Genomic DNA, 2,148 nt, shown 5'->3' on the forward strand with positions numbered 1-2,148 from the left:
ACGAAAAAACACAGATGATCCGCGCTCAGAACTTCGTCCACGCGAGGCGGAACAAGATAACCCTGCTCTGGAGAATAGGGAAGATAACGTGACATACTCTCTTCTCGTATAAATAACTCCGAAAATCAAGTAGTACTCACACAGACTCTAAAGCCCATYTACTTTTAWACCTTTACCAGCGGGCTGAAGCCCGCTGCTCCCACCAGCTTCAGCCATGTTCTGACTGCCTCAGATCAACCGAATTTATCAATGCGCTTAGTTCGCATCACCCACAACAAGCGCTTCTCCTGCAACCGGTACCTGCATCTCACCCCGAGGCTTCGCCCTGAAGGCTGTCCACAACAGCACGATCGCAATCGGATGCATCAGGCCCATCGCAATAAACACCGGGCGATAGCCCCCATGCGTCAGGCAGTAAGCAATGATCTCGCTCGAAAGCATACCTCCAAAGGCACTGCCTGCGGCGATCAGTCCCGCAGCGCGTCCCAACTGTTGCGGTGAGAAGACCTCCAGCAGCGTCGAGGTAAGATTCGTGAGCCATGACATATGCGCCATAGCCACGACCGAGGCAAACAGCATCGTCATGCCGATGCCGGGACTCAGATATGCGAGCGGGCTCACCAATACAGCGAACGCTGAGAAGAGCATGGTGCGGCGATAGGCGACTCCCGGGTCGAGACCGCGGCGGATGAACATGCCGGAGAGTGAGCCGCCGACGATGGTGCCGATACCGCCTGCCAGATAGACCATCCATCCGAAGTGAGCCATCTGGCTTGCGGTGAGATGACGATCGCTCAGCAGATACTTGGGAAACCAGAAGAGGTAAAAGTACCAGACCGGATCGGTCATGCCGCGAGCGATCAAAAGCTGCCACATCTGCGGCTGCGCGATGACATCGCGAAAGACATTCGTTGCGGCTGGAGTCGCAGTCTCACTGCGTGGCTGGTCCCGATAGATCCATAACCAGACAGGAACCCACAGTAGCCCCATGGCTCCGTCGATCAGAAAGATGCTGCGCCAGGGAAGATGTGTGGTGATGGCCAGGATGGCGGGGATGGCGATGATCGCTCCCATCGTTGCGCCGGCCGTATAGATGCCCACGGCAAGACTGCGCCGAGCTTTGTCCAGAACCTCGCCCACGGCTTTGGGGGCGGCCACCCACAGTCCAGGCTCTCCGAGCCCCAGGCAGAAGCGTGCGATCCCGAGAAGAAGAATGGAGGAGGCAAACGCCGTCGCCGCTTCCGCTGCTGACCAAAAGGCTACGAACAACGCCATGGAGCGGCGCGTGCCGAGAGCGTCGCAGACGAAGCCTGAGAGCGCGTACGCAAAGGCGGAGGCCAGAAGGAAGAGGCTGACCACATGTCCATAGCCGACGTCGGAGAGGTGCAGCTCCGCTTGCATCCGTGGAGCAACGACCGAAAGACTCTGACGGTCAAAGTAATTCAGAACCGCTACCGCGAAGAGCAGGGCAACGATACTCCAGGGATTCGTGCGTTTGGTCATATCGCCTCAGAAGCAGGACACATTGAAGATTGCAGGCGGAGCCTCTCCATGTTCCAGAACATCGATACGCAGGCCTGAAGTGGTGACTGGCGCCGGCAGATCCAGAGTCCACTGTGTCTGGTGATTCTCGGTTACCTCTGCCAACCTTACACCCTCAGCCGTGGAGACGCGGAAGGCGCGAATGCATCCCGGCATAATCCGCTCCGGATGCGTCATCAGTACCGATTCCATGGGATGGTCGAAGTCGGTATCGAAGGTGATGGACACCTTTCGTACTTCAACCTGCTCTTCCCAGCGCAGTGTGAGTGCCGGTGCGTTGTCGTCCATTGCCGGAGTCCATGCATTGGTTCCACGCCATGGCCGATTGAGACCGTTGATCACGTTTGCAGGGCGATAGAGCGCGAGAGGCTGATGGAACTTCACCGCCAGGTTGCGAGCCTTCGGCCGGCGTTCGGGCAGCCAGAAGGCAAAGGTGTCGACACCGGAACCCTCAGGCGGAGTCTGCACCAGGCTCTTGGCCACAGCAGCATTCATCTTCTGCGAGACGGTGAGAACGCCCGGCATCTGTGCGGTGCTGAGATGAAGGTGAATGTCCGGTTGCGCAGGAACCATGACGAAGTAGTGCGCAGTGGATGACAGTTGTGC

2 protein-coding genes are annotated in these 2,148 nt (G+C 58.0%); both read right to left on the bottom strand.

The window, feature by feature from the left end; translation table 11 throughout:
* Positions 1-255: 255 nt before the first annotated feature.
* Positions 256-1,503, bottom strand: coding sequence for an MFS transporter (locus AB4043_RS23310; protein ID WP_442303508.1), 1,248 nt, complete (start codon positions 1,501-1,503; stop codon positions 256-258).
* Between the two features lie 6 nt (positions 1,504-1,509).
* On the bottom strand, positions 1,510-2,148 hold a 639-nt coding region (locus tag AB4043_RS23315), incomplete at its 5' end, for a hypothetical protein (RefSeq protein WP_442308237.1).

This window comes from Terriglobus sp. YAF25, assembly GCF_052113305.1.
Classification (GTDB): Bacteria; Acidobacteriota; Terriglobia; order Terriglobales; family Acidobacteriaceae; genus Terriglobus.